Below are 25,514 nucleotides of genomic sequence, written 5' to 3' on the forward strand. Positions count from 1 at the left end.
CTGGCAAGCCAGCTCCCACATTTAGATCTCTGTTGTTTGTGGGATTTGGCTTGGTCTGGAAGGCCCTTAGAGCCAAACCATCCTCCCGTCGGTCAATGTGACCAGCACCTCATCGGCCCCACTCGGGCTGATATATAGTGAGTCCTTCGGTCCCTCCCACTACGAGTGCCTCATGCTTAACAAAGGATTGTTCCTGGCCTGCGCGCTGGCCCTGCTGAGCGCCTGCGATTCTTCCGATAAACCGACTGCCCCGACCGCGCCTGCGGCGGCAACGGTTGCACCCAAGCCGGCTAAAGCGGCGGTGGATGTGGCGGCGCTGAAGCAACGCTACGCCGGGCGTGAGTTGAGCGTGGTGGACGTGTCTGAAGTGCAGCTCGATGGGGCCAGTACCTTGTCGGTGAGCTTTTCCATTCCGCTGGACCCCGATCAGAAATTCGCTGACAAATTGCACTTGGTGGACAGCAAGTCCGGCAAGGTCGATGGCGCCTGGGAAATCTCCGACAACCTCATGGAGCTGCGCCTTCGCCACCTGGAGCCACAGCGCAAACTGGTGCTCACGGTGGATGCCGGGGTGAAGGCGGTCAACGACAAAACGCTCGCCGCCGAGTACATCGCCCGTCTGGAAACCCGCGACCTGCAAGCCACTGTCGGCTTCGCCAGCCGTGGCACCTTGTTGCCGACGCGCCTGGCAGAAGGCCTGCCGGTGATTGCGCTGAACGTCGACAAGATCGACGTCGAGTTCTTCCGCATCAAGCCCGAATCCTTGCCGTCATTCCTGGCGCAGTGGGGGCGTAATACCAGCCTGCAAAGTTATGAATCCCGCGAACTGCTGCCGCTGGCCGACCTGGTCTACGGTGGCCGTTTCGACTTGAACCCGGCGCGCAACACTCGCGAAACCCTTTTACTGCCGATCGCCGGCCTCAAGCAACTGCAGCAGCCGGGCGTGTACCTGGCGGTGATGCGTGCGTCGGGCACCTACAACTATTCGCAACCGGCCACGCTGTTCACCTTGAGTGACATTGGCCTGTCGGTGCACCGCTACGCCAACCGATTGGATGTGTTTACCCAGGCGCTGGAAGGCGGCAAGGCACTGGATGGGGTTGACCTTGAAGTACTCGACGCCGAGGGCCGTGTGTTGGGCCAGGGCAAGACCGAGAAGGGCGGCCACGCTGAATTGCCGCTGCCGAAAAAGGCCCAGGTGCTCCTGGCCAAGCAGGGTGAACAGACCAGTCTGTTGCGCCTCGACAGCGCTGCACTGGACCTGGCCGAATTCGACATTGGCGGCCAGCCTTCCCACCCCTTGCAGTTCTTTGTGTTCGGCCCGCGTGATCTGTATCGCCCCGGTGAAACGGTACTGCTCAATGCACTGTTGCGGGACAAGGACGGCAATGCCGTCAAACCGCAGCCGGTGAGCGTCGAAGTGCGTCGCCCGGACGAGCAGGTGAGCCGCAAATTCGTCTGGGATGCGGATGCCTCCGGTCTTTATCAATACCAGCTGCAACTGGCCGGCGAAGCGCCGACTGGGCGCTGGCAGCTGGTATTCGACCTGGGCGATGGCAAACCGCAGTTGTATGAGTTCCTCGTTGAAGACTTCTTGCCCGAGCGCCTGGCGCTGGAACTCAAGGGCAGCGACACCGCGCTGAGCCCCGCGGACAACCCGGTCATTCAGGTTAACGGCCGTTACCTGTACGGTGCGCCAGCATCGGGCAACCGCGTCAGTGGTCAGGTTTATGTGCGCCCGTTGCGCGAAGCGGTCAAGTCATTGCCGGGCTACCAGTTCGGCTCTGTTACCGAAGAAGAGTTGAGCCAGGATTTCGAACTGGATGAAAGCGTGCTCGACGCCAAGGGCCAGGAAGCGCTGACCCTGGAAAGCAAGTGGGCCGACGCGAAGTCGCCGTTGCAATTGATCGTGCAAGCCAGCCTGCAAGAGTCCGGCGGGCGCCCGATCACGCGGCGTCTGGTGCAGCCGATCTGGCCCGCCGAGCAGCTTCCGGGCCTGCGTGGGTTGTTTGACGGCACCGAAACCAATGGCGATGGCCCGGCGGAATTTGAAGTACTGCTGGCCAATCAGGATGGGCAGAAACTCGCCGCGCAAAACCTCAAGGTACGCCTGGTGCGCGAGCGCCGTGACTACTACTGGAACTACTCCGAGAACGATGGCTGGAGCTATCACTTCAACGAGAAATTCCTCAACCTTGACGAGCAGACCCTGACTATCAAGGCTGGCGACACCGCCAAGGTCAGCTTCCAGGTGGAGTGGGGCCCGTACCGCGTCGAGGTCGAAGACCCGCAGACGGGGTTGGTCAGCAGCTTGCGCTTCTGGGCCGGCTACCAGGGCCAGGACAATACCGAAGGCGGCGCTGTGCGCCCCGATCAGGTCAAGCTGGCGCTGGACAAACCCGCGTATGGCGATGGTGACACCGCCAATGTCACCGTCACGCCACCGGCAGCCGGTAAAGGCTACCTGCTGGTGGAGTCCGCCGAAGGGCCGCTGTGGTGGCAGGAAATCGACGTGCCTGCCGAGGGCAAAAGCTTCGCCGTGAAGCTCGACCCGAAATGGTCGCGGCATGACTTGTACGTGAGTGCCCTGGTGATTCGCCCAGGCGAGCGTAAAGCCAATATCACCCCCAAACGTGCAGTGGGCCTGCTGCACCTGCCGCTGGATCGCACCCAGCGCAAACTGGGCGTGACCCTCACTGCGCCGGAAAAAATGCGCCCCAAACAACCGCTGGCGGTGAAGATCTCGGCTAAAAATGCCGATGGCAGCGTGCCGAAACAGGTGCACGTACTGGTGGCGGCGGTGGACGTGGGCATCCTCAACATCACCGAATACCCGACACCGGACCCGTATTCCAGCCTGTTCGGCCGCAAGGCGTATGGCGTGGACCAGTTCGATATCTACGGCCAGTTGATCGAGGCCGGCCAGGGTCGCCTGGCCAGCCTGGCGTTTGGTGGTGACGCAGCGTTGGCCAAGGGCGGCAAGCGTCCGGACACCAGTGTGACCATCGTTGCCCTGCAAAGCGCGCCGGTCACTTTGAATGAGCAGGGCGAAGGCGAAGTCAGCGTCAATATTCCCGACTTCAACGGCGAACTGCGCCTGATGGCCCAGGCCTGGAGCGATGACCGCTACGGCATGGCTGAAGCCAAGACGGTCATTGCTGCACCGCTGATTGCCGAACTGTCGGCGCCACGCTTCCTGGCCGGTGGTGACCAGACAACGTTAGCGCTGGACCTGTCCAACCTGTCGGGCAAGGCGCAGAAGCTTGATGTGCAACTGACTGCCGAGGGGCAGTTGGAATTGGTCAACAGCGGCGCGCAAACCGTCGAGCTGACACAAGGCCAACGCACCACCTTGCGCATCCCCGTAAAAGCCTGGGGCGGGTTGGGGCAGGGCAAGGTCAAGGTGACCGTGAATGGGCTGGACTTGCCAGGTGAGCACCTGCCGCCGTTCACCCGTGAATGGACCTTGGGCGTGCGGCCGGCGTATCCGGCACTGCTCAAACATTATCGCGCGGTTCTCAAGGATCAGCCGTGGAGCCTGCCACCGGGTACCCTGGATCAATTCGATACCTCGGGGCGCCAGGCCCTGCTGAGCCTGTCGAGCCGGCCGCCGTTGAACCTCGGTGCGCAGATCAGTGCACTCAAGGCTTACCCTTACGGTTGCCTGGAACAGACCGCGAGTGGCCTGTACCCGTCGTTGTATGCCGACGATGCCTTGCTCAAACGCCTGTCCATCAAGGGCGAATCGGACAGCGAGCGCAAACGCAAGATCGAGCTGGGCATTGAGCGTTTGCTGGGTATGCAGCGCTACAACGGCAGCTTTGGTTTGTGGGGCGCCGATGGTGAAGAAGAATATTGGCTGACGGCCTATGTCACCGACTTCCTGTTGCGCGCCCGAGATCAGGGTTTTGCGGTACCGCCTGAAGCCTTGAAAAAGGCCAGCGAGCGCCTGCTGCGTTATGTGCAGGAGCGCAACCTGATCGATGTCGACTACAGCGATAACGCCGATCACACGCGCTTTGCCGTGCAGGCCTACGCCGGCATGGTCTTGGCGCGCAGTCAGCAGGCACCGTTGGGCGCGTTGCGCAGCATCTTTGAACGACGCAGCGACGCCCGCTCCGGGTTGCCGCTGGTGCAGTTGGCTATCGCGTTGCAGAAGATGGGCGACCAACCGCGTGCCGATCAAGCCTTGCTGGCCGGGTTGGCGGCGCAGCGCAATGCCAATGAATGGCTGGCCGATTACGGCAGCCCGCTGCGCGACCAGGCAATGATCCTGGCGTTGCTGGAAGAAAATGATTTGGCCAAGGGCAAGCGTGAGGAGCGCTTGTTTACGCTGTCGGATCAACTGGCGGCCAGTCCGTATCTGTCGACCCAGGAGCGTAATTCGTTGTTCCTGGCGGGGCGCCTCGGTTTCGCCAAGCCGGATTCGAACTGGCAGGTGTCGCTGACCGGCAGTGGCGGTGTGCAAGCGTTGAATAATCAGCAATCGACGCTGGCGCTGGAAGGCAAGCTGCTTTCCAGTGATTTGACCTTGAGCAATCAGGGCGAAACGCCGGTGTATCAGCAACTGACGATCTCGGGTTATCCACAGCTGCCACCGGCTGCCGGCGGCGACAACCTGAGCATTCGCCGTGAGTACCTGGGCATGAATGGCCAGCCGTTGAATCTTCGTAGCCTCAACAGTGGGGATCTGGTGCTGGTGCATCTGGCGGTCGGTGCCAAGCAACGTGTGCCGGATGCCTTGGTGGTGGATTTGCTGCCCGCTGGCCTGGAGCTTGAAAACCAGAACCTGGCGCAGAGTGCTGCCAGCCTGGAGAACGCCAGCAGCCAAGTGAAGGAGTGGCGTGAGTCGATGCAGAACGCGTCGCTCAAGCATCAGGAGTTCAGGGATGATCGGTATGTGGCGGCGATTAATCTGGAGGGGTCTGGCACCACGCACCTGCTGTATCTGGCGCGGGCGGTGACACCGGGGACTTATCGCGTACCACCGCCGCAGGTGGAGTCGATGTACCGACCGAATTGGCAGGCGGTGGGGGAGACGCCGGCGGATTTGGTGATCAAGGGGCGCTGATAACCTAACTGGCAGGACTGGCTCCCACAGGGGGGTTGAGGTGTTTGTAGGGTTAGTGGACGACCCAGCTCAGGAGCCATAGGCCGAGCAGTAGCCAGATGATGCCCATGATGACCGAGGCGCGCATGAAGGCGCGTACGGCGGAATACAGGAACAGCAGGCCGATGATCAGGGTAATGATGCTGATGATCGAGGTGTCCATGCCCAGGGTGCGGGACAGGCCTTCGACGAAGTTGCCGCCGGCGTTGGTCAGGGCACCGAACAGGCCGCTGAGGCCGTCGACGATAAAGCGGATGATGGAACCGAGCGCCTGGCCCAGCCATTCGAAAAAGCTTTCTACCTGCATGTGTGTGTCCTGATGAAGAGGTGGGCGTATCTGTGTCTTTGGTTGTTATTGCGAGAGGCTAGTTCCCTACAAGCATAGAGGTTTGCTCGGTTGAATTTGCGATTAAGTTGCGTCATTTGCGGGTGTACGCTCCCACATTTACTGCGCTGGGCTTTGGGGGCAGTGGTGTTGGTGGTGGTGTTGTTGTGGGGGGCGGATCGGGTTTGGCCGTTGCCGTTGCCCCAGGATGATTTGGCGCGGGTGGTGTTGGCTGAGGATGGCACGCCGTTATGGCGGTTTGCCGATGCGAATGGGGTGTGGCGCTATCCCGTGCAAACCAGCGAAGTGTCGCCGTATTACCTGGATGCGTTGCTCACCTATGAAGACCGTTGGTTCTATCAGCATCCTGGCGTAAACCCGCTGGCGCTGGTACGGGCGACTTGGCAGAACCTGACCGGGGCGCGTGTGGTGTCGGGGGGCAGTACGTTGTCGATGCAGGTGGCGCGGTTGTTGGATCCGCATTCGCGCACCTTCCACGGCAAGTTGCGCCAGTTGTGGCGCACGGCGCAGTTGGAATGGCACCTGTCCAAGGAGGAAATCCTCAACCTCTACCTGAATCGCGCACCGTTTGGCGGAACATTGCAGGGCGTGGCGGCGGCCAGTTGGGCGTATCTGGGCAAGTCTCCATCACAATTGACCCATGCCGAAGCCGCCTTGCTCGCGGTTTTGCCCCAGGCGCCCAGCCGATTGCGCCCGGACCGTCACCCGCAGCGTGCCCAGGAAGCGCGCGACAAAGTGCTGCGTCGTCTTGGCGAGTTCAAGGTGTGGCCGCAAGCCGCCGTCGATGAAGCCCTGCAGGAACCGCTGCTGCTCGCCCCGCGCCTGGAGCCGAGCTTGGCGCCCCTGCTCGCGCGCCGCCTGAACCGCCCCGACAGCCCGCCGCTGATCCGCACCACCCTGGATGCCACCCTGCAACGCCGCCTCGAAGACCTGCTGTTGGGTTGGCGTGCACGCTTGCCGGAGCACACCTCCGCCGCGATCCTGGTGGTGGAGGAAGAAACCATGGCGGTACGCGCCTACCTCGGCTCGGTGGACATCAATGATGCCAAGCGTTTTGGCCATGTGGACATGATCAGCGCACGGCGTTCGCCGGGCTCCACCTTGAAACCCTTTCTCTACGGCATGGCCCTTGATGACGGGCTGATTCATTCTGAGTCCCTGCTGCAGGACGTGCCGCGGCGTTACGGGGATTACCGGCCGGGCAACTTCTCCATGGGTTTTACCGGCGCAGTGCCGGCGAGTACGGCGCTGTCCAGTTCGCTCAACCTGCCGGCGGTACAGTTGCTGGAAGCCTATGGGCCGAAGCGGTTCGCCGCCGAGATGCGTATCGGCGGGGTGCCTTTGGCGTTGCCGGCGTTGGCCGAGCCGAACCTGGCCTTGATCCTGGGCGGCGCAGGCAGCCGTCTGGAAGATCTGGTGAGCGGCTATAGCGCCTTCGCCCGTGACGGCAGGAGTGCAACTATTCGATTACAGCCGGACGATGCGCTTAGGGAGCGGCCATTACTGTCGCCAGGGTCCGCCTGGATTGTGCGGCGCATACTCAGCGGCCAGGCGCGTCCCGACCGCGACCCGCGTGCCGAGCTGGTGCAACGCCCGGTCCTGGCCTGGAAGACCGGCACCAGCTACGGCTTTCGTGATGCCTGGGCGATTGGCGTGGGGCCGCGTTACTTGATCGGCGTGTGGATCGGCCGCCCGGACGGCACGCCGGTGCCGGGCCAGTTCGGGCTGGCCTCGGCGGCGCCGTTGATGTTGCAGGTGCACGACGTACTGAGCAACCGCGACAGCCAGCGCGGCATCAGCGCGCCGGTCAAACCGGTGCCCGCCAATGTCGGCGTGGCAGCGATCTGTTGGCCACTAGGCCAGCCCATGAGCCGCAGCGACCCCAATTGCCGCCGCCAGCGCTTCGCCTGGACGCTGGACAACACCACGCCGCCGACCTTGCAGGCACTGGACCAACCGTTGAGCGTGGGCCTGATGGAAAGCGTATGGGTCAATGCCAAAGGCTTGCGGGTCGACGCCCATTGCCCGGGTGCGGAGCCGAAAAACATCGCCCTGTGGCCTGCGCCCCTGGAACCCTGGCTGCCAAGGGCCGAACGCCGCGAAGCACGCATCCCGCCCGCTGACGCCGATTGCCCGCCACCGGCGCTGGCCGCGTCTTCACCGCTGTCGATCGTTGGCGTACGCGAGGGCGACCAACTGCGCCTGCCCGCCGCCAGCCAGCAAACCTTGCGCCTGAAAATCTCCGCCCTCGGCGGCAGTGGCCGGCGCTGGTGGTTCCTCAACGGCGCGCCACTGGGCGACAGCGCCAACCAGGACTTCATCAACGCCAGCTTCGAACACCTGGGCCGCTACCAACTCAGCGTCCTCGACGAAGCCGGCCAAACCGCCCGCCTGGAATTCAGCGTCATCGACTAGAGCCTTATCGCAGGCAAGCCTACATTTTGATTTGCAAACCCATTCCAATGTGGGAGCTGGCTTGCCTGCGAAGGCGTCCTCAAGCACACCAGAGATTCACTTGCCTTAACCGCCAATCCCCCCGAAGCTACCCACCTTCAGGAGCCCCCGCATGAACCTCGAACACCTCACCGAACGCCTGCACCGCATTCGCGATACAAATAATTGGAAACAATTCCACAGCCCAAAAAACCTGGCCATGGCCGCCAGCGTAGAAATGGCCGAACTGGTGGAAATCTTCCAATGGCTGAGCGAAGACCAATCGCGCCAGCTCCCGGCTGAGAAACTCGCCCACGCTGGCCAGGAAGTCGGCGATATCGTGTTGTACCTGCTGTTGCTGTGCAGCGAACTGGGCCTGGACATGAACGAGGTGGTGCGCGCCAAATTGGCCGACAGCGAACGGCGGTTTGCCCATGAGTGATCGTCATTTCGACCAACTGGCCACGCGCTTTGCCGAAAAAATCTACGGCGGTGCCAAAGGCGCGATTCGCCTGGCGGTGCTCCAGGCCGACCTCACCGAAGCCCTGCCCAAACGCCCCTTGCGAGTCCTGGATATCGGCGCAGGCCTGGGCCACATGTCGCTGTGGCTGGCCGAGCAAGGTCATCAGGTTACCTTGGCGGAACCTGCTGAACCGATGCTCGACGGCGCCCGCCAACGTTTTGCCGACGCCGGGCAGACCGCGACCTTTATCCATGCGCCCTGGCAAGACCTGCTCGGCCAACTCACCGAACCCTACGACCTGGTGCTGTGCCACGCCGTGCTGGAATGGCTGGCCGAACCTCATGCGATCCTGCCGATGCTGCACCAGCTCACGGTGCCTGGCGGCTGGTTGTCGTTGGCGTTCTACAACCGCGATGCGCTGATTTACCGCAACCTGCTTAAAGGCCACTTCCGCAAAATGCGCAAGAACGACATGGCCGGCGAAAAGCAGAGTCTCACCCCGCAGCAGCCGCTCGATCCACGTGAGTTGGCGGCGCAACTCGAAGGCCTTTGGCAGGTCGAAAGCCAAAGTGGCGTTCGCGTATTCCATGACTATATGCCGGTGGAATTCCAGGCCCGCGCGGATTTGCAGGACCTTTTGGAGATGGAACTCGCTCACCGTCGTCACCCAAGCTTTGCCGGACTTGGGCGTTATTTGCACTGGGTTTGCCGTCCGGTTTAAACGGCCCAGTCTGCGGAGGTCGAAATGCGTCGTCTCTGTTTGATCCTGTTATCTCTCGGCTTGGGGGCGTGTTCGAGCCCCAACCCTTATGTCTCCGCTTCGGCGCCGATTCCACCGGCGCCGCCGCAGGCAGCCAATACCTTTGATGCCAGCGCCTATCCCGCGCCCGTGCGCGACTACGGCGCCTACCGCAACTGGGCGTGGCGCAATGGCCAGCTCCCGGCGGGCACGGCCTGGGCGGATTCGGCGCAAATTGCCGAAGCGGTCAGCGGCGCGCTTGACCAGCGCGGCCTGCGTCCCTTGCACGACAACCGCCCGGCAGACCTGCTGGTGAGCGCCGATGTGCGTCAGGAGAAGCGCCTCAAGCAAGTCCAGGATGACTATGGCTACGGTTACGGCGGCTACAACCGCTATGGCAATGGCTACGGCATGTACAACTCGGTGCCGATCGTACGCACCTATGAAGTCCAGGTCGTGGTGGTGCGCGTCAATCTATTCGATGCCCGCACGGGCCAGCCGGTGTGGAGTGCCAGCGCGGAAACCAGCAGCCAGGGCAGCCTCAGTGAACGGGGAGATGCCTTGCGCCAGGCGGTGCAAAAGGCAATGACGGCGTATCCTCCGAGTTAACAGCTATTCTCATCTTGAGCGCGGGTCGCTTTTTGGAGAAAAACCATGTTTTGTCGTATCGCTTTGCTCGCAGTTGTCATGTTGCTGGGCGGTTGCCAGACCAGCCAGGTCAACCACGATTTTGATGCCAGCCGGGACTTCGGCGCCTACCGCAGTTGGGCCTGGAAAGACCCGGCCCTGCAATATCGCCCGGATGACCCACGTATCAAGAGCGACCTCACCGAACAACGCATCCGTCAGGCAGTGGGCGAACAACTCGACCAACGCGGCCTGCGCCCCGCGGCACCGGGCAGCAAGGCCGACTTGAGTGTACAGGCCTACCTGATCGTCGAAGACCGCCAGCAACAAGTCACCACCAATTATGGTGGTGCATGGGGCGGCCCATGGAACGGCTATTGGGGCGCGCCGATGTACAACGAAACCCGCAACATCACCTACAAAGTCGCCACCCTCCAGATCGACCTGCTTGACGGCAAAGACGGCAAACTGGTCTGGCGCGGCAGCGACGAACAAATGATGGCCAGCTCGCCCAACCCGCAGGACCGCAACAACGCCATCCGCACCACGATCACCCGAATCCTCTCCAGCTACCCACCCCACTAAAACCCAGCACAGATTCAATGTGGGAAATCCAGTGTGGGAGCGGGCTTGCTCGCGAATGCAGTGTGTCAGTCACACATGTACCGATTGACCCACCGCATTCGCGAGCAAGCCCGCTCCCACATTGGAACTCGGTCAGCCAATAAGTCTCTGTCAATCATTCATCTGGCGACTGGCCAGCCCTTGTCTACACTCAAAACCAACTAAGGAGAGTAAGCGCTAAGGAGTGCCTGATGTCTCCCCGACTTGGTTCCCGTCAGCGTGGTGCGATTGGCCTGATGGCTGCGGGCACCCTCGCAGTGGCCCTGGTGTTCATGCTGCTCGCGGTAGACAGCGGCCGCCTCCACCTGGAAAAGCGCAAATTGCAATCCATCGCCGACACCTCGGCCCTGGAAGCCGCCGGCCGTGGCGGCCTGTGCACGCCCACCACCACCGCCAACGACTACGCCAAGGAAAACGCCACGCGCAACGGCTTCACCGTGGTCGCCGGTGACAACAGCCGTGGCCTGGCCGTGACCTGCGGAACGTTGACCACCAATGCCAGCAATATCCGTGTATTCACCGCAGACGCCACCAAAAACGATGCCGTGCGAGTGGTGGCCACGCGCAGCGTGATGACCAGCATTGCCGGCGGGATCTGGAGCATGTTCAGCGGCGGGCCAACATCCACGCAGATGATCCTGAGTGCCACTGCCGTGGCTGCGTATGCGCCGCCGGTGGCGCAGTTGACGATTCGCAGCGGCCTAGGAACGGTCGACGCCAGCAAATCTCCTCTATTGAACATGCTCATCGGCAATCTGTTGGGCGGCAACCTGTCCCTGACGGCTGCGGGCTGGAACGGCTTGCTGACGACGAACGTGAACCTACTCAGCTACTTGGATCAGCTGGCGATTCAATTGAATGTCAAGGCAGGTGACTACGATGCGTTGCTCAACACCGCTGCATCCGCCAGCCAGTTGATCGACGCCGCGGTAAAGGTGCTGCAAAAAAATGGCTCGGTGGCCACGGCGATCATTAACGACGTGATTTCAGTGAAAGCAATCGCGCCCAACACACAACTGTTGAAGGTCGGAGACCTGCTGAAGGTCGCTACTGGAACACCGGCCGCAGCCTTGAATACCAGCGTGCAGGTGTTTCAACTCCTACAGACCGTGGCGCAGCTTTCCAGTAGCAAGAGTGCGGTGAGTGCTGCAACTCAGTTGAATATTCCCTTGATAGGAAACGTTTCGGTCCAAACCAAAGTGATCGTACCTCCCCAACTGTCGGCTATTGGTAACCCTGCAAAGGCCAAAGCGGGCTTGTTGAAGACCCCTCCGACAGATCAGATTTTTGTGCGTACGGCGCAAGTCCGCACGTTGGTGTCTATTCAACTTCCTGTGCTCAACGGACTGAGTCAGTTGACGTCTGCGGTTTCAGCGTTGACGACCCCGGTAACAGGAGTGGTCAATAACCTGTTGCACCTGAATCTTGTGGGCATGCTGGATCCGCTTCTGTGTCTAGTGTTGAAACCGTGTGACCGTACGGATGTGCAATTGCTTAGCGGCCTGGATATCAACATCGAAATGGCCAGTGCAAATGCCTATGTCACTGACTTTAGTTGCGCGAGCAATGCAACGAAGTCACTGACCGTTCAGGCGAGTACAGCGCTGGCGGACGTGTCAGTCGGAAAGGTTGACCCGGTGCAGGCATTCTCCTCGGCAGCGGCTGCCACTGTTCAGCCCGTCGCTCTAGTGGATATTGGTGTACAGACGTGCGCAGGGATTTTTGGATGTGCCCCACGTAAAGCCGGTTTGGGGGGCAGTTTATTGCTATCGGTTGTACACGCGACGGTTGGAGGCAGTACTCAGAAGCTTACGTTTTCACCGGTCAATGAAATGAACCTGACACCCACCTATCAACCCGTTGTTCCTGCTTCAGATGTAGTTAAAAGCTTGGTCAATACGCTGGGCGGGATTCAGGTGATATACGTTCCCCCTCCTGGGAATCCAACGAGCGGCCCATTGTCTAGTGTCTCGGGTTTGCTCGCGACCATCACCAACACATTGATCACTGCTGTCAAAGACGTCTTGTCGCCGGTGCTGGACCCGATCGTGAACGGGTTGCTCAGTGCACTAGGCATCACTGCTGGCAACGCCGAAGTCGGCGCCAACCTCAGTTGCCATATGGGCCGCGCCTACTTGGTGATCTAACTGATCGGCAATTCCACACAAAACCGCGCACCGTGCTCCCCATTGGCAACGCTCAACCGTCCGCCCATGTTTTCCACAATCCCGTAGCTCACCGACAACCCCAACCCCGTGCCCACGCCAATCGGCTTGGTGGTAAAGAACGGCTCGAAAATCCGCTCCAGCAACCGAGGGTCAATGCCACCAGCGTTGTCTTCCACCCAGATCCGCACATGCCGACTGTCGTGCTCGCAATGCACTGCGATCCAGGGGCGGAACGCCGGGTCCTTTTCCTGTTTGCTCAACAGCGCATCGCGGGCATTTACCACCAGGTTGATCAGCACCTGCTCAAGCTGGTCGACGTAACCTTTGACCTGCATCGCAGCGTCCGCTGGCGTGACGCGCACCTCCACACCTTTGCCGCGCAAGCCTTCACCGAGCAGTGACAGCGTGCCTTCCACCGCCTGTGACGGGTCGAAGGGTTGTTGTTCGATTTCCGAGCGGCGGCCAAACACGCGCATATGGTCCACCACCCGCGCCGCGCGCTGCACCTGGGTGTCGATGCGCTGGAGCTTGTCAGTGAGGTAGTCGATTTGCGCATCGCCAGTGCGCAGGCGCTTGAGCACATTAACGATCGCCATGCGCATCACGTTCAGCGGCTGGTTGATCTCATGGGCCAGGCCCGTGGCCATTTCGCCAAGGGTGGCCATCTTTGCGCTCTGGGTCAGTTGCTGCTGGGAGCGGCGCACTTCGGTGTTGTCGCGGCCCACCGCTTGCACTTCCACCAGCGTGCCCTGTTCATCGAACACGCCACGGTCTGACCATACCCACCAGGCGTGTTCGCGGCCGGGCAATTCCAGGCTGATTTCGGCGGTGCTGACCGGAAATTCCGCGCTCAATTGGCCGATACGTTGCACAAAGGCCTGGCGCTGTTCTTCCGACAGCCAGTGCCCCAGGTTCTGCCCCGGCAGCTGTGCGGGCAAGCATTCCAGGTAATTGGCCAGCGGCGTGTTGCCAAAGGTCAGGGTCAGGTCCGGGCGGTAGCGGCAGATCATTGCCGGGGAGTCTTCGACGAGGATGCGATAGCGCTCTTCGCTTTGTTTGATCTGCTCGGCAGCCTGGGTTGTCTCGGTGACGTCCAGCCACAGCCCGACGGCTTCCAGCGGCAATCCTAGGTCATCGCGCAGTAATTTGGCTTCATCGAGCAGCCAATGGTATTGGCCTTGTTTGTCGCGCAGGCGGTAGCGGCTGCGCACGGCGCCTTCGCGCAACAGTTGGCGGGTGCGTTCGAAGTACAGGTCGCGGTCTTCGGGGTGAATCAGCGACGCCAGGCTGTCGTGGTTACACTCGGCCAACGTCCAGCCCAGCAGCGGCAGCAGGCTATCGCTGAAGAACGCCGGGTGCAGGGCACCGCTGACATAGCGCTGCACATAGATGACTGCCGGTGAACTGGCGATGAGGTTGTCCAGGCGCGCATGGGCGGCGGCGGCTTGCAGTTGTTGGTTCTTGATGTCGCTGATGTCGAGCATGAAACCGACCCAGCGGCGGTCATCGCCCATGCCCAGCACCTGGCCCTGTACGCGGTACCAGAGGGGGTTGTGCTCGGCGTCGGTGCGTTGCAGGCGTACGCTGGTCAGCAGCGGTTTGCCCAGTGCCTGCAGATCGTGCAAGCGGCTGTTGAGTTCCTGGCGGTCGGCGGGGTGGATCAGCTCCAGCCACAGGCCCAGCGGTTGGTGGGTGGGGCCGTCCTCCGGGCTGAGGCTGTGCAGCAACTGCGGGGCGAGCTGGATTTCCTGGGTAGCCGGCAGCAGCTCCCACCAGCCGGTGCCGAGCAGGCCTTGCAGGGCTTCCATGCGGTCGAGCTGTTGATGATAGCGTTGCTCGCGCAAGCGGCTCAGCAAGGGGGCGGCGAGGGCGGCGGTGAGGTTCAGCCAGTCCTGTTCGCGGGCGTGTTGCTGGCCGTTGTAGAGGCCGCAGAGTAACCACGCGGCGATGCCCTGGCTGTCACGGTAGGGCACCAGGAATCCATCGGCATTGCCGAAAATGCTCTGCAGGCGTGGGTTGTCGCTACGCTCCTGGGCCAGGCTCAACGGCGTGTTGCCACTCACACTGTCGAGGCTGGTGCCCAGGTGTTGGCCGGTCCGCCACAAGGCGGGGGCATCGTGGGCGGCGTAGTGGCTGTAGATCCGCCAGTCCTGGTCTTCTTCATCGAGCAACGCCAGCGCGAGGCAGGGAATTCGCCAGCGCTGCGCCACGCTCCGCAGGTGCTCGTTGAACACCTCGGGCAGTCGGGCCAGGCTGCACACCCGCAACTGGCTGCTTATCTGGCAGGCCAGTTGATGATTCTGCTCACGGTGTTGGGCCAGTTGCGAGCCAGCCAGCAAGTCGCCGACGTCCAGCAGGCGCAGGCTCCAGCCGTCACCCTCGGCTTCGATCCAGCCGCGAGTGTGCAGGACCTGGCCGGTAGCACCCTGGAAGTCCAGGTCCAGGTTCTGGTGCTGCCAGTCTTCCGGACGGCCTTCAATGCTCAACGCGCTGCTGGCGCACAACAGGTCACGCAATAGTGGTCGGGTTTCGCCCACCTCATGCGACGCGAGCTGCGGCCGCAGAGTGCCGCTGATGCTCAATACGTGGCCCTGGGGATCCAGTTGCAGATGCAACCCTGGCGTGGGTGCGGCGGGCGTGTCGAGCGGCGTGGCGCTGGTGCGGCCGAGCAGGCGCCCGAAGAGGTTATCCCCCGAGGTCAAAACTGCAGACTCGACATGGCCGTCAGGTTGGCCGGCAGATTTGGCACGGGGCCTATGCCCGGCACTACCAATGTCGGAAACACTGAATAGAGACGGCTGGTGGGGTATTTAATCGTCACAGTCAGCGTGGTGCCGTTGTAGGCGGCGGTGATTAAATCGTCGGTAAATTGGAAGCTGGGTGGAATCCAGTTCAACTGCTGGATCGCCGTGGTTTTGGCGCGATCAGTCACCTGCGTGCCATAAGCGGTGCCCGCGGCTACCGGGTCCACCGCCATGGCCTGGCGTACGGCCTCCGCTGCCGCCTGGTTGAACGACTGCATTAACAGCATTGGCAGGCTATAGCTGATCAATCCATAGAACACCGCAAAAAAGATCCCGAAGACCAGCGCGAACTCAATCGCCGCCGCACCTTTTTGCTTTCTAGGGAGGCTTGTTTTCATGACTGCGTCTACCCTGACGGCTACTACTTGATATCAGCATAGAATCATTCGGCAAAAAGGGATGTTTTTTACGTGATCCATGGCGTGGTGATACTGCTCTGGTTGGGGCTCTGTGCATGGCAGGACATGCATCAACGGCAAATCGCCAACGGCTTGACCCTGGGGGCGGCGCTGCTGGCGCTGTTCTACCTGTTATGGACGGGCACCACCTGGCTCGGAGCGCCCGCCGGCGAAGGTGGCTGGGCCTTTGCCGTGGCACTGCTGCTGACCTTGCCCGGCTATGCGCTGGGCCGCTTTGGCGCGGGTGATGTGAAGCTGCTGGCCGCCCTGGCGCTGGCCAGTACGCTGGACTATTTATTGTGGTCTTTGATCGGCGCAGCGCTGTTCCAAAGTGGCTGGGTGCTTTTCCGTCAAAGGCTTAGCGCACCTCTTCAAGGTGCGGCTACGGGAGCGTCAACAAAACAGCCTTTTGCGCCCTTTGTATTGACTGGGTTTGGACTATATTGGTTTTGGATCCATTAGTCTGACGAGGTCTCTATCGCGGTGTACAGAGTCGGAAAGTAGGTCTACGTTTATTAACTGGATGTATAGGATTTTTTGTCAAAAGGGATCGATCAATCTTTTGGCTTTCCAGGCATGGAGTGGCGCGTGAACAAGCTTACCTCAGCGGTGAAAGTGCTCGTGGTCGACGATCAGCCGATGATCGTGGAAGAGCTCTGCGAATTTCTTGAAGGCAGTGGTTACCGCTGCGTCCCTTGTGAATCCAGTCGGCATGCGTTGCAACGCTTCGGCGAGGATGCCGACATCGGCTTGGTCCTGTGCGACCTGCATATGCCGGACATGGATGGCATCGAGCTGGTGCAGGCCATGCAGAAGGTAGCGGGCAAGCAGCGGGCGTTCGAAGCGATCATGCTGACCGGACGTGCCGACAAGCAGGACGTGATCAAGGCCCTGCGCGCAGGAATCTCGGATTACTACCAGAAGCCGATCAACCTCGATGAGTTGCTCGAAGGCCTGCAACGCCAGGAAGCGGCGTTGGAAGAACGGCAAAAAGAGCTGCAACTGGGGCACTTGAACCAGAAGCTGCAATACCTCTCCGAATCCATCAATGACCTGTACCAGGACCTCGATAAAGTGCGCCGCAGCCCAAGCCCCGGCTTGGTGGACGATGGCGAGCCGGTCGCCGAAGAGGCTGGACCAGTGGAGATTCCGACCATCTTCAACCAGCTGTCACCGCGCCAGCTCGATGTGGCTCGTCTGGTGGGCAAGGGCCAGACCAACTACCAGATTGCCTGTGAGCTGGGGATCACCGAGAACACCGTCAAGCTGTACGTGTCTCAGGTGCTGCGCCTCACCCACATGCACAACCGCACCCAGCTGGCGTTGGCCTTGTCACCGAATAACTCGGCGATGCGCCAACGGGTCACCGCCCACTAGGGTGTCACTGGCTCTTCCCGCCTTGGGAAGACCCTCCCGACTCCGATTCAAAGAACTCCGGAATCGGATGCTTATTGCTGTCCAGCCAGCGCTGAAAGGCTTGCTCCCGTTCTGCGGGAGTGGTCCTTTGCGGTGTCGCCGAAGCGGCCCGACCATTGACCTGCAAGGCCAGCCAGTTTTCCGTCTCCGCTTGTTGCGGGGACGACGGGCCAGGTTCGAGAGCCAGTGCGCTCAGCGGCAGCAGCGCCAGGCCAATAAGGTAATGTGCTTTCATCAATCACTCCTTACTTGAGGGTCACCGGCAGGGCATCGCTCACCGCCGCTACTTTGCGCGTCGCCGCGCGGGAGCCCTTGAGTTTTTCCGCGCGTGCCTGGGCAACGGTGACTTGCTCGGGGTTCAGGCCCAACTGGCTGACCACTTTCGCCGCTTGCCCCCAGTCGTCCTGATAGATCAACAGCGTCACCAGGTTGACGGCGGCCAAAGGATCGCCCTGCTTGAGCTCGATGGCGGTCATGAATTCAAAGCGAGCGTCTTCCAGGCGCAACTGGTTGAGGTACACCACGCCCAAGTCATTGCGGATCTTTTCGTCCGTGGGCGCCAGCCGCGCCGCTCGTTGCATATGGGCCATCGCTTGGTCGTTGTCGCCCTTGGCCGCGGCCAATTGCCCCAGGCCGTGTTCGCCTTCAGCGGTCATGCAGGTGCCGAGCAGGCTGCGGTACAACGGCTCGGCCTCGCTGCGCCCCAGCAAGCGGTAATTGCGGGCCTTGCGCTGGCGCACCTGGGGCAAGGACTCGGGCTGGCTTTGCAGGTTGGCGAGGCTGGCGTGCAGCTTGCCTTCGTTGGCCAGGTCGTCCGACAGGTTGAGCGCCAATTCCTGGTCTGAACTCGGCTTGGCGCAACTGCCGGATGAGGTCATCGCGGCCCAGGGTGATTGGCCGTTGGTGGCGCAGCCGCCGAGCATCAGCAGGGCCACGCCGGCAATCAGTACTTTCATCAACGTCTCCTCAAAAGTGATTCAAAGCGCTGGCGATGCCGATAAACGCCGGGCCACCGAGCACGATCAGCAACGCGGGGAACAGAAACACCATCATCACCACTGACATTTTTGCCGACATCTTCGAGATGTACTCCTGCAGGCGAGTCAGGCGTCGGTCGTCGAGCAACTGCTTGAGCGCCAGCAAGGACTTCATCGCGCCGCCACCCTGATGGATCAATTGCTGCAGGATGATGCAGGTGTCGGTGAACTCATCCACTTCCAGCAAGCGCGCGGTCTTGCCCAGTTCTTCGCTCAGCTCCAGGCCGGAATCGACACGCGCCAGGATCAGCCGCAATTCATGGGTAAGCGCGGGTAGCAGGCGTTCGGCTTCGTTGCCCAGCACCCGCAGCGACTGCTCGACCGCCATGCCCGACTCGAACAAGATGCGCAGCAGCGGAATGAACGTTGAGATTTCTTTGGCGATGGCCTGCTGGCGATGTTTGGCCGCCGCAGCCAACACGCGTTTTGGGAGCAGGTAGCCGATGCCCAGCGCAAACATCGGGGCAATCCATGCAGGTTCTGCGTGAGGAAACAGCAGTTGCTGGCCGATGAGCGTCAGACCCAGCAGCACGATAGGCAAACCAATCTGGAAGGCAGCAAACAGCGAGCGCTGGCTAGCCTTGCGCCAGCCGACCCGGTTGAGCAGGATCTGCGTCTCGTTGTCCAGGCTGACCGAGCGCTGCGCCAGGGTGCTCGCGCCCAATTGACGTATGAGCGTGCCGATCCTTGCATCGCCGCTCATCCGCCCCTGCAAGCGTTCAGCCACCCGGCGTCTGCGACGTCGATTCTCGAGCACTTGGCCGCCCACCAATACCGCGGCGGCGAGCAACAACAAGGCGCAGGCCAAAAGTGCCATCTCAGACACTCCTCAGCATGCGCCACATGATAAAGGTGCCGCCGAGGTCCATTGCCAGCGCGGTGAACAGCATCATGCGCCCCGTGCCGTCGTTCCACATGGTCATCAAATAGCCGGGGTTGACCACCATGAAGTAACCCACGATCAACACGGGCAGGCCGCCCAGCACATAGGCCGTCATGCGCGTTTCGCCGGTCATGGCTTTGAGTTGACGGGCGCCTTGTTCCCGCTCGCGAATCATGTTGATCAGGTTTTCCAGCAATTCGCTGGCATTGCCGCCATAGCGATGGTTGACCTTCAAGCCAAGGGCAAACAGGCGGAATTCGTCCTGTTCGTAAAACTCGGCGAAGTCGCTGACCGAATCCGGCAGACTGATCCCCATGCGCACATTGCGTTGCACGCGACCCATGGCGTCCTTCAGTGGGTTTTCAACGCTCTCGACCCCGCCCAGTACGGCGTCTGCCAGGGTTCTGCCGGATTTGAGGCTGCGTACGCTATGGTCCAACAACTGTGGCAATTGCTCGACCATGCGCTGCACGCGCTGTTGATAACGCCAGCTGATAAATATGCGCAATGCCAGGGGCGGCCCCACGATCATGGCGATCAGGCCCAGCCCGTCGGCGAGCAACCAGCCCAGCAGTGCGCCGATGACCCAGGCGCTCAGCCACAGGCCCAAACGGTCCGTGGGTTTGCCCAGCCCCGCGCGCAGGAACATGCGTTCAAGGCCGGTCCATCTGGTACTCGGTTCCTGGGCCTCGGGCTGGCCATCGCCGAGGCGTTCCAACACGCGGTCCGTCTGTGCCTTGCGCAGGGCATGTTGAAGCTGCCAGAACGACAAGCCGATCAGCAGCAGGCAGACAAGCAGCAACACCGGTCCAGTCATCACGCGCTCCCTAGGGTGGCAAGGCCGATTCGCGGCGCAGTTTGTCGCCGGCCGGGTTGAGGGCTTCGCGCAAGAAACCAACGCCGGTGCGCCGGTCCAGGCGGAACAGGGTGTTGGTGACATACACGTCATCGCGCACGCCGACCACCTCCACCACCTCGCTCACGCAGCGACGGCCATCGGGCATACGCGTCAGTTGGATAATCACGTCCAGTGCGGCGCAGATCATCTGGCGCAAGGTTTTTTCCGCGATCACGCGACCGGTCAGGCCCACCAGGGTTTCCAGGCGCAGCAACGCATCCTGGGCATTGTTGGCGTGCACCGTGCTCATGGAGCCGTCGTGACCGGTGTTCATCGCAGTCATCACGTCGAGCACTTCCACACCACGGATTTCCCCGAGGATGATGCGGTCCGGGCGCATCCGCAAAGCGTTGCGGATCAGGTCGCTGGACCTGACCTCACCGTGTCCCTCAGCGTTGGGCGGACGGGTTTCCAGGCGGACCACGTGCGGGTGGCCCAGTTGCAGCTCGGCGACGTCTTCGATCGTTACCAAGCGCTCGTGGGGGTTGATCAACTGACTGAGGATATTCAGCAAGGTGGTCTTGCCGGTACCCGTACCGCCGCTGATCAGGATGTTGCAGCGCCTGCCCACGGCCTCCTGGAAGAACTCGAAAATGCTCTGGTCGATAGTCTGCATGGCCACCAGATCGCTGCTCTTGAGCATGTCTTTGCGAAACTTTCGAATCGACAGGCACGGGCCGTCCAGGGCAATCGGCGGGATGATCGCGTTCACCCGGCTGCCGTCGGGCAAGCGTGCATCCACCATCGGCGAGGACTCATCCAGGCGTCGGCCCAGCGGCGCGAGGATACGTTGCATCACGCGTTCCACGTGGTGGTCGTCGATGAAGCGCAAGTCACTCTGGTGCAGCAGGCCATCACGTTCGATAAACACCCGGTGCGGCCCGTTGACCAGGATTTCGGTGACCGACGGGTCGCGCAACAGCACTTCCAGCGGGCCGAAACCGGTGAGTTCGTCGACGATCTCTTCGGCCAGGCGCTCCATCTCATAGCGCGAAATCGCCAGGCGCATGCGCGTGATGTATTCCGACACCTTGTCGATGACAAATTGCGCCAGCGACTGGCGCGTGCCTTCGAGCAGGTTTTTGCCCGACTCCTCGATGGCGTCGATGATGTAGCGATGCAGCACCAGTTTCAGCCCATCGTGATCGCTGTTGCCGCTGACGCTGCGGGCCGGACCGCCAAACAGTTTTTCGCCGCTCATCGTCCCGCCCCCAGGATGCGTTCAAACCAGCGCATTGAGGGCTTAGCAAGGCCCTCGGAGCGTTTTGCCAGGCGCTCGCCCAAGGTGCGTACGGCTTGGGTCAGGGGTTCACGTGGGGCCAGGGCGAACAGGGTCTGGCCTTGGTTTTTCACGTTCAGGCGCAGCTCAGCGCTCAGGGGCAGCACGGCGACGCACTCAAGGCCGAAGCTTTTTTCCAGGGCGTCGGTGTCCGGCGCACAGGCCTTGATGTACCGGTCGATCACCAGCCTGGCGTGATCGAGCTTCATGCCTTTTTCGCGCCAGCGGCTGAGCACCGCGAGGTTGCGGCGACAGTCCAGTACGTTTTGGTCGGTGCACCACAGCAGCTTGTCGCAATGGCTGACAAAGGTGCGCAGCGCTTCACTGTCTGGCTGGCCGGTGATGTTCACGACGATGTGCTGGAAGTGTTGGCGCAGTGCGCTGAGTAACATGTACAGCTCGGCGGCGCTGGTCAGTTTGAGTGGCTCGTCACCGGTGGCGTACGCCAGGATGCGCAGGCCATCCAGGGCGGTGGTAAAGGCACTGTTGATCAACGTGGTATCAAGGCGGCGTAAATGCCGCAACGCATCACCGAAATTGAACGTGCTCTCCAGGCCCAGCAAGGCCAGGCTGTCGCTGCGGGGCAGGCCCAGGTCGAGCAGTAAGGTCTGCTGCCCGCTTTTCTGCACGACCATGGCCAGGTGGGTTGCCAGCATTGCGCCGTCAGCGTTGCTCTGAGTGCCAAACAGTACGGTCAGGCCCCCCAGCTGTGCATTGTGGGCGACGGTTGGCAGGCGCTTGCTCAGGCGTCGCACCAGCCCCGCCACTTCGCTGGAACGCGAGCCGTAGGCTACAAAGTCGCGGGCACCGGCGCGCATGGCGTTGAGTACCAGCTGGTTGTCCATGCCATCGCCGAGGGCGACCACGGCGAGCATCGGCTTGGCTTCCAGGGCACCTTCGATGAGCGCGCTCTGGGCCACGACGTTTTCCCGGTCGAGGCCGACGAACACCAGGTTGGCGAACGTCACGTCCACCAGCGCCAGCAGTTCGTCCAGGCTGCCGGTGCCGGCGCTGACGACTTGGCCAAGGGGCGCGAGGGCACCCTGCAGCCACTCCAGGTCGGTGGTGTTGCGCGTGATGGCGAGGAAGGTCTGGCTCAGGCTATCGCTCATTGGGAAAGTCCACTGCGACGGTCGAAATTACCGTTTTCCAGGAAGAACATCCGGTACCAGTTCGGGTCGTAGCCGCGCAGTTTTTCACCAGGCAGCGACGGCAGTTGGGCGTTGGCGGCCAACGGCTGCACCAGGTGCGGCGTGACGATCATCAGCAGTTCTTTTTCTTCGCGGCTGATGTTGGAGTCGCGGAAAAATGCCCCGAGGACCGGGATATCGCCCAGCCCGGGAAACTTGCTGATGGTGGAGCGGTTATTGGTACTGATCAGGCCACTGATCACGAAACTTTCGCCATCGGCCAGGGACACGCTGGTGTCGGTGCGGCGCACGGTCAGGGCCGGCACCTGGATGCCTTGGATCTGCACCGCGTTGCTGTAGTCCAGCTCACTGACTTCCGGCGCCACCTTGAGGGTGATGCGGTTGCGGTCAATCACGGTGGGGGTCAGGGTCAGGCGAATGCCGAACTCCTTGTACTCGATGGAGATGGTGTCGCTGCCGGCGCTGGGCACCGGGATCGGTACCTCGCCACCGGCCAGGAAGGACGCGCTCTGACCGCTCATGGCCACCAGGCTTGGGCGTGCCAGGGTGTAGGCGAAACCGCTGCGTTCCAGCGCGTTGATCATGGCTTTGACCCGGCCCCCGCCAAACCCGATGTTGAAACTCTCAGTGCTCACCGGCAGCTTGAAGACGCTCTCCGCGGGGGACAGGAGATTGGGGCTGCCAAGGAAGAAGTTTGTGCCAATGCCCAAAAACTTCGTGCTGGCTTCCTTGAGCTTGGTGCGGCTGACTTCCACAAAGCGGATATCGGTCTGCACCTGGCTGGGCAGCAGTGGGTCTTGCGATGGCGACAATGATAGGCTGGTCAGCGCCGAGGTGGCTTTGCCCTTGACGAACACCATGCTCTGGCGCGGCGCGCTGGCACAGGCGGTCCACACCATCAGGCTGGTGGCGCCGCTGGTGACGCCGGTCAGCAGGAAGTGACGGTCGCCATTGACGCGCACATCGGCAATTTTCGGGTCGCCGATTGCCAGGCGCGTGATCGCCACTGGCGATTGCAGCTCTTGTTGCAGGCCTTCTCCCACTTCGACCACGGCCGGCAGTTGACCCAGGGCGCTGCAGTTGCCCGGCGCCGCCAAGGCCATGCCGACCGGCAGGCACGACAGCATCAAAGCCCAAGCCATTTGCGTGAACATGGGTGCGTAGCGATGGCTCATTCAAGGCATCCTTGCTCGATCACGGAGTTTGTGGCGCCGCTTGGGCACCGCGAATCACTTCAATGCCACGGCGCACGCCAGGCCCGCCACCGGCCGGCGCGATTCGTTTTGGCGGGCCGGTCAGGGCTAATTGGGTGAATTGGTAAAGGTCGCGGTTGGCGCTGTCGAGTTTCTCCGGCGCGTCGTTTTCGCCGGCCCAGTAGCGGCTGAGCAGTTGCTCCTCGGCGCTGCGTACGGCCAGGCGCAAGGTGCCGGCTTGCGCCGCGAGCATCAGGCGGCTTAATAAAGGCTCTGGCACGGCCAGCACCACGGTGCGTGCGGCGGCGCGGCGTTGGGCGGCTTGGACGCGCTCTTCGGCCGTGGCCGGCGGTGGCAGTGCGGGCTGGCCATCGTTGGCCAAACCCAACTGATCGCCGACGCTGAGCAGGCGCATCGCCGGAAGGGCAACCTGGGCCGATTGCTCGCTGTTGCTGGCATCCTGGCGCAGGAACAGCAACACATCCACGTAATCCCCGGGGGTCAACTGGCCGCCCGCGCCGATCACCTCATCCACGGCGACGGCCAGCGCGCGTTCATTGGGACGAATCATGCGCGCCAGCGGGCCACCGCCGCTGAAGCTGTCCTCGGTGAGCCAGGTGCCTGCACCCAGGGCGCGCAGCGGCATGCGGCCGAGGGCCTGGTCGAGTTGGGTCAGGCTGCCGGCAGGCACGGTGCGCAGTTTTTCCACCGCGAGGTCGGCGGCGGTCAGGGGAATAAAGGCGGGCACGTCATGCACCAGGACCACTACCGGTTGGCGGGTTTGGTCTTCAGCGGTGGCGACGGTGTTTTCCACGGAAACGACAGGTGCGGCGGGGGCTGCGACAGGTTCCGGTGCGCGGCTCAAAACAAGCCCCCAGTACCCGGCGATCAATGCCCCGATCAGCAACAAGCCGGCCAGGACCATGCTGATGCGACTGTTCATGACGGCTCTCCCTTTCCCCGTTGCACTACACACCCGTCTAATCCAAACGAGTTAATCCGCAACCTGGCTGTGATGAACATCTAACGATTTGGCTATTTGAAGGTAGCTCAGCTAGGACAAAAAGCCATTAACCCAGGAAAAAATTATCGGTCCTTTAAACCTCGCCTTTTAAACCCTACGTTTATGGCGCCAACGTTGCGACTAATACTTTGTGATTAATCCGTTCTTACAGTTGTGAGTCTGAGGTTTGTTGACAATGCTTTAGTGGCACGCCGTGATCATCTGGTGATAGAGCCCTTCCGGCTTTCAGTGGCGTTTTAGGGAGAAGTATTATGTTCCTTGACATGATGTTGAAACTTTATGTCCAGACGCAGTTGTTTTTTCAACGCAAAGACGGCGCGTCGGGTATTGAATACGCGATTATCGTGGCCATGGTTGCACTGGTGATCGTCGGTGCAGGTACAGGCCTTGGAACTAAGATCAAGTCCATCTTTGATAGCGTCGCTACTAAAATGACGACTTGATAGTCTGCTGATAACTGTGAGAAACACTCATTAACGTTCTTTCTGTCCAGGTACAGCCATGAGCGCCTCTTTTTCTTCCCGCCAACAAATTCTTTTGGTGGATGATGAAGAGGACGCCCTCATCGAACTCGCCGAGTCCCTCGAAAACGAGGGGTTTGTCTGTTTTACCGCCAACTCCGTCACCTTCGCCCTGCAAGAATTGACACTCCATCCCGACATCGCCCTGGTCATCACCGACCTGCGTATGCCCGAGGAAAGTGGCATTTCCTTGATCAAGCGCCTGCGCGAACACACCTCACGTTCTCATCTGCCCGTGATTGTGATGTCGGGCCATGCCGAAATGGATGATGTGAGCGACATGCTGCGTTTGCAGGTGTTGGACCTGTTCCGCAAGCCGATCTACCTGGTGCGGCTGATCGACACGTTGAACAACCTGTTTCCCCTTCCCAACGCTAAATCGTAGTGAGCGGGCTTGCCC

General features: G+C 61.4%; 22 protein-coding genes. 11 read left to right on the forward strand and 11 right to left on the reverse strand.

From position 1 onward, the window contains the following. Window positions 1-172: 172 nt before the first annotated feature. Complete coding sequence (locus HU722_RS04040; RefSeq protein ID WP_065889038.1) at window positions 173-5,071, forward strand: alpha-2-macroglobulin; 4,899 nt, start codon at window positions 173-175, stop codon at window positions 5,069-5,071. 52 nt (window positions 5,072-5,123) lie between these two features. On the opposite strand, the gene HU722_RS04045 is transcribed toward HU722_RS04040, so the two are convergent. Further along, the gene (locus tag HU722_RS04045) at window positions 5,124-5,417 is read right to left on the reverse strand and encodes a hypothetical protein (protein ID WP_049710209.1); all 294 of its coding nucleotides are present in this window, start codon (window positions 5,415-5,417) and stop codon (window positions 5,124-5,126) included. Window positions 5,418-5,558: 141 nt separating this feature from the next. Between HU722_RS04045 and pbpC the strand changes: the two genes are divergently transcribed. The 6 genes from pbpC (at window position 5,559) to HU722_RS04075 (ending at window position 12,489) form a co-directional block, all read left to right on the forward strand. Next, complete coding sequence (gene pbpC / locus HU722_RS04050) at window positions 5,559-7,871, forward strand: peptidoglycan glycosyltransferase PbpC (RefSeq protein WP_083213913.1); 2,313 nt, start codon at window positions 5,559-5,561, stop codon at window positions 7,869-7,871. Between the two features lie 151 nt (window positions 7,872-8,022). Continuing rightward, window positions 8,023-8,331, forward strand: a complete 309-nt coding sequence (locus HU722_RS04055) for a MazG-like family protein (protein WP_010567659.1) — start codon at window positions 8,023-8,025, stop codon at window positions 8,329-8,331. Next, a complete protein-coding gene (locus HU722_RS04060; RefSeq protein ID WP_065874279.1) occupies window positions 8,324-9,073 on the forward strand; it encodes a methyltransferase domain-containing protein in 750 nt (249 codons plus the stop codon). The genes HU722_RS04055 and HU722_RS04060 overlap by 8 nt, the downstream gene beginning before the upstream one ends. 24 nt (window positions 9,074-9,097) lie before the next feature. Beyond that, window positions 9,098-9,700 carry a DUF4136 domain-containing protein gene (locus HU722_RS04065; RefSeq protein WP_065874278.1) on the forward strand — a complete coding sequence of 201 codons (603 nt, stop codon included), beginning with the start codon at window positions 9,098-9,100 and terminating at the stop codon, window positions 9,698-9,700. 45 nt (window positions 9,701-9,745) lie between these two features. Beyond that, window positions 9,746-10,303, forward strand: a complete 558-nt coding sequence (locus HU722_RS04070; RefSeq protein WP_065874277.1) for a DUF4136 domain-containing protein — start codon at window positions 9,746-9,748, stop codon at window positions 10,301-10,303. A gap of 230 nt (window positions 10,304-10,533) precedes the next feature. Then, complete coding sequence (locus HU722_RS04075; protein WP_065879941.1) at window positions 10,534-12,489, forward strand: pilus assembly protein TadG-related protein; 1,956 nt, start codon at window positions 10,534-10,536, stop codon at window positions 12,487-12,489. On the opposite strand, the gene HU722_RS04080 is transcribed toward HU722_RS04075, so the two are convergent. After that, window positions 12,486-15,212: a PAS domain-containing sensor histidine kinase gene (locus HU722_RS04080; RefSeq protein WP_065889036.1), complete on the reverse strand. Its 2,727-nt coding sequence runs from the start codon at window positions 15,210-15,212 to the stop codon at window positions 12,486-12,488. The genes HU722_RS04075 and HU722_RS04080 overlap by 4 nt on opposite strands. Continuing rightward, window positions 15,209-15,652: a TadE/TadG family type IV pilus assembly protein gene (locus tag HU722_RS04085; RefSeq protein ID WP_065874274.1), complete on the reverse strand. Its 444-nt coding sequence runs from the start codon at window positions 15,650-15,652 to the stop codon at window positions 15,209-15,211. The genes HU722_RS04080 and HU722_RS04085 overlap by 4 nt, the downstream gene beginning before the upstream one ends. A 72-nt stretch (window positions 15,653-15,724) precedes the next feature. Between HU722_RS04085 and HU722_RS04090 the strand changes: the two genes are divergently transcribed. After that, window positions 15,725-16,174, forward strand: a complete 450-nt coding sequence (locus HU722_RS04090) for a prepilin peptidase (RefSeq protein ID WP_065889034.1) — start codon at window positions 15,725-15,727, stop codon at window positions 16,172-16,174. A gap of 126 nt (window positions 16,175-16,300) precedes the next feature. Continuing rightward, complete coding sequence (locus tag HU722_RS04095) at window positions 16,301-17,089, forward strand: response regulator transcription factor (protein ID WP_065889032.1); 789 nt, start codon at window positions 16,301-16,303, stop codon at window positions 17,087-17,089. 4 nt (window positions 17,090-17,093) lie between these two features. On the opposite strand, the gene HU722_RS04100 is transcribed toward HU722_RS04095, so the two are convergent. From HU722_RS04100 to cpaB, 8 genes are read right to left on the reverse strand one after another with little or no spacing between them, the layout of a single operon-like run. After that, the gene (locus tag HU722_RS04100) at window positions 17,094-17,363 is read right to left on the reverse strand and encodes a DUF3613 domain-containing protein (protein ID WP_065874272.1); all 270 of its coding nucleotides are present in this window, start codon (window positions 17,361-17,363) and stop codon (window positions 17,094-17,096) included. A gap of 10 nt (window positions 17,364-17,373) precedes the next feature. Then, the gene (locus tag HU722_RS04105; protein ID WP_065874271.1) at window positions 17,374-18,084 is read right to left on the reverse strand and encodes a tetratricopeptide repeat protein; all 711 of its coding nucleotides are present in this window, start codon (window positions 18,082-18,084) and stop codon (window positions 17,374-17,376) included. Window positions 18,085-18,094: 10 nt separating this feature from the next. Beyond that, window positions 18,095-18,982 (reverse strand): type II secretion system F family protein, encoded by an 888-nt coding sequence (locus tag HU722_RS04110; RefSeq protein ID WP_065874270.1) that lies wholly within the window; start codon window positions 18,980-18,982, stop codon window positions 18,095-18,097. A 1-nt stretch (window position 18,983) separates the two neighbouring features. Beyond that, window positions 18,984-19,865: a type II secretion system F family protein gene (locus tag HU722_RS04115; protein ID WP_065874269.1), complete on the reverse strand. Its 882-nt coding sequence runs from the start codon at window positions 19,863-19,865 to the stop codon at window positions 18,984-18,986. A gap of 10 nt (window positions 19,866-19,875) precedes the next feature. Then, window positions 19,876-21,147, reverse strand: a complete 1,272-nt coding sequence (locus tag HU722_RS04120) for a TadA family conjugal transfer-associated ATPase (protein WP_065874268.1) — start codon at window positions 21,145-21,147, stop codon at window positions 19,876-19,878. Further along, window positions 21,144-22,337 (reverse strand): CpaE/TadZ family protein, encoded by a 1,194-nt coding sequence (locus HU722_RS04125; RefSeq protein WP_065874267.1) that lies wholly within the window; start codon window positions 22,335-22,337, stop codon window positions 21,144-21,146. Before HU722_RS04125 ends, HU722_RS04120 begins: the two co-directional genes overlap by 4 nt. Next, on the reverse strand, window positions 22,334-23,551 hold the full coding sequence (locus HU722_RS04130) for a type II and III secretion system protein family protein (RefSeq protein ID WP_065889031.1): 1,218 nt from the start codon (window positions 23,549-23,551) through the stop codon (window positions 22,334-22,336). Before HU722_RS04130 ends, HU722_RS04125 begins: the two co-directional genes overlap by 4 nt. 19 nt (window positions 23,552-23,570) lie before the next feature. Further along, the gene (cpaB, locus tag HU722_RS04135; RefSeq protein WP_065889029.1) at window positions 23,571-24,512 is read right to left on the reverse strand and encodes a Flp pilus assembly protein CpaB; all 942 of its coding nucleotides are present in this window, start codon (window positions 24,510-24,512) and stop codon (window positions 23,571-23,573) included. A gap of 332 nt (window positions 24,513-24,844) precedes the next feature. Between cpaB and HU722_RS04140 the strand changes: the two genes are divergently transcribed. Together HU722_RS04140 and HU722_RS04145 are read left to right on the forward strand one after the other, a co-directional pair. Next, on the forward strand, window positions 24,845-25,036 hold the full coding sequence (locus HU722_RS04140) for a Flp family type IVb pilin (protein ID WP_065874264.1): 192 nt from the start codon (window positions 24,845-24,847) through the stop codon (window positions 25,034-25,036). A 58-nt stretch (window positions 25,037-25,094) separates the two neighbouring features. Continuing rightward, window positions 25,095-25,499: a response regulator gene (locus HU722_RS04145; protein WP_065874263.1), complete on the forward strand. Its 405-nt coding sequence runs from the start codon at window positions 25,095-25,097 to the stop codon at window positions 25,497-25,499. The last annotated feature ends 15 nt before the right edge of the window (window positions 25,500-25,514 follow it).

The sequence above is a fragment of the Pseudomonas tritici genome (assembly GCF_014268275.3).
Lineage (GTDB): Bacteria > Pseudomonadota > Gammaproteobacteria > Pseudomonadales > Pseudomonadaceae > Aquipseudomonas > Aquipseudomonas tritici.

Bases quoted from the DNA above. Each gene is read 5' to 3' on its own strand.
- HU722_RS04100 (WP_065874272.1), bottom strand. From the start codon at position 17,363: ATGAAAGCACATTACCTTATTGGCCTGGCGCTGCTGCCGCTGAGCGCA.
- HU722_RS04055 (WP_010567659.1), top strand. From the start codon at position 8,023: ATGAACCTCGAACACCTCACCGAACGCCTGCACCGCATTCGCGATACA.
- HU722_RS04140 (WP_065874264.1), top strand. From the start codon at position 24,845: ATGTTCCTTGACATGATGTTGAAACTTTATGTCCAGACGCAGTTGTTT.
- HU722_RS04045 (WP_049710209.1), bottom strand. From the start codon at position 5,417: ATGCAGGTAGAAAGCTTTTTCGAATGGCTGGGCCAGGCGCTCGGTTCC.
- HU722_RS04125 (WP_065874267.1), bottom strand. From the start codon at position 22,337: ATGAGCGATAGCCTGAGCCAGACCTTCCTCGCCATCACGCGCAACACC.
- HU722_RS04070 (WP_065874277.1), top strand. From the start codon at position 9,746: ATGTTTTGTCGTATCGCTTTGCTCGCAGTTGTCATGTTGCTGGGCGGT.
- HU722_RS04105 (WP_065874271.1), bottom strand. From the start codon at position 18,084: ATGAAAGTACTGATTGCCGGCGTGGCCCTGCTGATGCTCGGCGGCTGC.
- HU722_RS04065 (WP_065874278.1), top strand. From the start codon at position 9,098: ATGCGTCGTCTCTGTTTGATCCTGTTATCTCTCGGCTTGGGGGCGTGT.
- HU722_RS04075 (WP_065879941.1), top strand. From the start codon at position 10,534: ATGTCTCCCCGACTTGGTTCCCGTCAGCGTGGTGCGATTGGCCTGATG.
- HU722_RS04115 (WP_065874269.1), bottom strand. From the start codon at position 19,865: ATGACTGGACCGGTGTTGCTGCTTGTCTGCCTGCTGCTGATCGGCTTG.
- HU722_RS04130 (WP_065889031.1), bottom strand. From the start codon at position 23,551: ATGAGCCATCGCTACGCACCCATGTTCACGCAAATGGCTTGGGCTTTG.
- HU722_RS04145 (WP_065874263.1), top strand. From the start codon at position 25,095: ATGAGCGCCTCTTTTTCTTCCCGCCAACAAATTCTTTTGGTGGATGAT.
- HU722_RS04110 (WP_065874270.1), bottom strand. From the start codon at position 18,982: ATGGCACTTTTGGCCTGCGCCTTGTTGTTGCTCGCCGCCGCGGTATTG.
- HU722_RS04085 (WP_065874274.1), bottom strand. From the start codon at position 15,652: ATGAAAACAAGCCTCCCTAGAAAGCAAAAAGGTGCGGCGGCGATTGAG.
- HU722_RS04120 (WP_065874268.1), bottom strand. From the start codon at position 21,147: ATGAGCGGCGAAAAACTGTTTGGCGGTCCGGCCCGCAGCGTCAGCGGC.
- HU722_RS04060 (WP_065874279.1), top strand. From the start codon at position 8,324: ATGAGTGATCGTCATTTCGACCAACTGGCCACGCGCTTTGCCGAAAAA.
- cpaB (WP_065889029.1), bottom strand. From the start codon at position 24,512: ATGAACAGTCGCATCAGCATGGTCCTGGCCGGCTTGTTGCTGATCGGG.
- HU722_RS04040 (WP_065889038.1), top strand. From the start codon at position 173: ATGCTTAACAAAGGATTGTTCCTGGCCTGCGCGCTGGCCCTGCTGAGC.